Annotated in this window: 3 protein-coding genes and 1 pseudogene; 2 read left to right on the forward strand and 2 right to left on the reverse strand. The window is 66.8% G+C overall.

All coding sequences use genetic code 11. From position 1 onward, the window contains the following. Positions 1 to 619, reverse strand: a pseudogene (locus ACTWPW_RS63275) (sensor histidine kinase); the annotation flags it as partial. 244 nt (positions 620 to 863) lie between these two features. Between ACTWPW_RS63275 and ACTWPW_RS63280 the strand changes: the two are divergent. After that, entirely contained in the window at positions 864 to 1,256 is a 393-nt protein-coding gene (locus ACTWPW_RS63280) for a DUF6326 family protein (RefSeq protein WP_375117428.1), read from the forward strand. A gap of 131 nt (positions 1,257 to 1,387) precedes the next feature. Here ACTWPW_RS63280 and ACTWPW_RS63285 read toward each other — a convergent pair whose 3' ends face one another. Continuing rightward, positions 1,388 to 1,603: a hypothetical protein gene (locus tag ACTWPW_RS63285; protein WP_443174897.1), complete on the reverse strand. Its 216-nt coding sequence runs from the start codon at positions 1,601 to 1,603 to the stop codon at positions 1,388 to 1,390. A gap of 581 nt (positions 1,604 to 2,184) precedes the next feature. Here ACTWPW_RS63285 and ACTWPW_RS63290 point away from each other — a divergent pair. Further along, positions 2,185 to 3,156, forward strand: a complete 972-nt coding sequence (locus tag ACTWPW_RS63290) for a hypothetical protein (RefSeq protein ID WP_443174898.1) — start codon at positions 2,185 to 2,187, stop codon at positions 3,154 to 3,156. Positions 3,157 to 3,655: the final 499 nt, after the last annotated feature.

Consider the following 3,655-nt stretch of genomic DNA (forward strand, 5'->3'; position numbering starts at 1 on the left):
CCCGGGCGATCCGGTCGCGTTCGGACTGGCGGACCTGGGCGAGACGCAGTTCCCGCTCGGATTCGACCCGCCGGGCCCGTTCGCGCAGGGACTGCCGCCGGGCTCGTACGAACATCCCCCAGGCGAGCACCGCGGCGACGCAGGCGAAGCCCAGCAGGACCTGCCACCAGGGCGGCACCGGGACGTCCGGCCGGACCAGCGGTGTCAGGAACGGCACCAGCACGCACCCGGCCACGATCGGGCCGACCACCGCCACGCGCCGGTGCGCCGCGACGGTGAACAGCGCGATCAGCGCCACCCCCGCGGCCGACATCGAATAGACGCTGAACGCCACCGCGACCGCCGCGAAGCCGACCGGCCGGCGCCGGCGCAGCCACATCCCCAGGCAGCTCAGCCCGCCGAGGGCGACGTCCACCGCGAACGGCACCGGTGCGGGACGCTGGCCGAGGCCTTCCACCACGCCGAGCGCCGTGAGGCCGATGGCCAGCAGGAACAACGCCACATCGGCCGCCCAGTCGCGCCTGGTGCGTCCGGCCGGGCGCGCCGGTGCGGGCTCGGGCCCGCTGAGCGCGCTGGCGGGGAGCAGGATCCGATGGTCCAGGCCTGCCGGGGTCGTCACGACCAAAGGGTACGGCCGCCCCGGGTCCAGCGGAATCCGACCAAAGTAGATCCCGTACCGCCAACCTTCGGCCATCCGGGCGCCGACCTGCGGCCGTAGCGATGCGCCCGCCCGTCGCGCCAGCCTGTCCCCATGACCGGTACGGGCAGCTTCCGTCATCGCCGGCAGCCGCGCGGAACCGGCCGGGAATCCCCGGACCCCCCGTCCAACGACCCAGAAAGGCGCCGAGGCCGAAATGAGTGACGTGCGAGCAAGACTCTCCACCCTGTGGATCGTCGTCATGTTCACCATGCTCTACGCGGATGTCCTCAGTTTCCTGGACGCCGGATTTCTGCGAGGGCTCATGGCGGGGCATGCCGAGGGCGTACCCGTCACCCCGCTGCTCCTGGTGGGATCCGCGGTCATGGTCGAGATCCCGATCGTGATGGTGGTGTTGTCGCGTGTGTTGAAACCGGCGGTGACCCGGCGGGTCACCTTGGTGGCGGTCCCGCTGACCGCGGCGTTCATCATCGGCGGCGGATCGGCGAAACCCCACTACCTGGTCCTGGCCGCCGTGGAAGTGGTGTGCCTGGCGGTCATCCTGCGGCAGGCCTGGCGCATGGACACCTCACCCGCCGTGAGCCGTCCTGCGGGATGAGGCTTCGCCGATGCCGGGCCCGCACCGGGCCCGCACCGGCCTCGCGGAAGCGCCGGACGGCTGTGACATGAGAATGAGCATCATGACGACCTTCCCCGGCCCGCGCTCGTCGGCCGAGATCCGCGCCCACCTCAAGGCCCGGCATGTTCGGTGGTGAGATGGCGCTGCGCCTCCTGCTCGATCACCTGGCCTACGCCGAACACCAGGATCAGGAGTGGGCGCGAGAACTGCGGACGCTGGAATCCCGGGGCGTCTTCAACTGTCTCGGCGTGACCGGAGCGCTCAGCACCGTACTGCCTGTTCCCTGCCAGGACGCCGTCGCCTCGATCTACGCCGAACTCGCCCACGATCATGGATGGTTACAGCCCGACACGACCCTTACGGCGGAGGAGCACGCGTCCCTACGACGGAGACTCCTCTGCGGGGCTGCTCAGGATCGCACACACACCGACGTACTCGAGCCGTCCGCTTGGGAAGAAGAGCATTCCAGGACGCTTTCACCTTCACGCCGGAAGGAAGCAGACTCCGCCCGGCCTGACCTCTGGTGGCCGGCGGAACGGGCCGCGTTCGATGAGGGGATCGATGCGGGATGCATGCTCGGCAGCGCCTCCGAGAGCAGCCCAGGCGAACGGTGTTCAGCCCTCGGGATGCGGTGGCCGGTCAAGGCCCGGCGAGCTGGTACGACGGTGCCAACGGCGGCCCTCAGGTTTATCGGCCCGAATGTGGGTTTTGGGCATATGTGGGCCGACCTCCTATATGAGCCGTCTGGCGGCGGGTGGATTTCGGCCAGCGCACCGGGACGGCGAAGTCGCGATCAAATCGCTATTGAACGGCACTGGGGGTTGACAGGGGTGGCGTTCAGGCAGAGATTTATCTCTGCAACACGCGCGCGAATCTGTGAGGGGGGCTCGTTCGAAGGAGCCTGGCGATGCGAATCAGTGCGCGATCTCTGCTGCGTGGATGCGCGGCATTCACCTTATTAGCAGCCACCACTTTTGCGCCGCTCACCTCTGCGGCGGCGAGTTCCGCGCCGGATAATGTGCCCGCAAGCGTGCTCGACAGCGTTCGCCATCTCGCGCAAAGCGCGAATCGTCCCGACATCCGACTGGCTGGTCCGGCTGCACAAATGCATTACCTGGGAAAAGATTCAGCCCCGGTAAAAAGCGGCGCCCCTGACCTCGAAACGCATCGCTTCCTGCTGACGGCTGCGCGATCGCCGGGCGCCGGCGGCTACTCGGGGAGCTTCGTCGACCTCACTCCCCTGCCCAACGAGACCTGGGTGGGAAGGATGTCCAGCGAGACGGGGTCCCTTGCGGCCGATGGCGTCGCGAAGACATTCCCCACACTCGAATTCTCCATGAACGCAGACGGTGAGATGATTGCGTCGTCCGTGGATCCGGACGGCCTCTCCCTGATGCGTCTCGCAGCGGAGGGCTCAGAAAAGCGGACCAGCGCCGCTGCGCAGGCGCAGTTCACCTGCACGTTCGGCGTATGGGAGCCGGACGTCCGACTGTTCTATACATTCGTCATGGTTGGCGATGATTTCCACATATGCAATCTGCCTGGTGGCTCGCTGGACAACATCTCCCTCATCCGCGTTTTCGTGGACGTTGTTCGGTCAAACGCGGGCGGGGGAATGCGAACCGTCACTGGGTATGGCTGGTACGTCAGCAACTCCGTGTCCGTATGCGTGATCGGAACAACGTCTCTTTATGCGTGGACAACCGAGCAGCAGGCTGTCGCAACAGCGCCATTGTTTCCGAATCTCTCCGCTGTGCACCAGTCGCCGTACCTGACCATCGAGCTACGGCCGTCGCCCGGCTGCTACAGGGGTGGCTCATCTCGTCACCTATCCCCAGTTGCCGGCCCAGGCGCTGCCCACCCCACCTGGGGTCCCTGATGTCGGCGAGAGTTCCAAACGGCCCACCTTGGTTGCCCGTTAAGCCAGGATGTCCCTCGGATTCGATGTTCATCGAGACTCTTCGTTCACCCGTCTGATCAGACTCTGCAAGTACGAGAGGCAGGGGCAGTCGAACGCTGAACTGCTGGTCAGAGATACCCCTTTGGGGGTGGGGGTGGTGGAGAATTCCGTCGAGGCCAGCGGGCCTGCGGCGACCGTCGCGGAGGCCCGCACGCCTTGTCGCGCCGGAAGTCCTCGCGGTCCAGCAGCAGGACGTCGGCCTGCGGACGCGACTGTTCGGCCGCAAGGCGGCCGCGCTTGCTGGACCGCCACCGACGACGAGCACATCCCGCAGCTCTGCCACGTTTCGCCCCTAGTACTCCAGCGACACTTTGCGATCTTGAGGGGTCGGGGTCGCATGGCGACGGCCACCGCGTGATCATTCGGAGTTTGTGAAGACAACCAAAGATCGTGCGGTGACCGCGAGCCACAGCGTAGA

The sequence above is a fragment of the Nonomuraea sp. KM90 genome (assembly GCF_052246675.1).
Lineage (GTDB): Bacteria > Actinomycetota > Actinomycetes > Streptosporangiales > Streptosporangiaceae > Nonomuraea.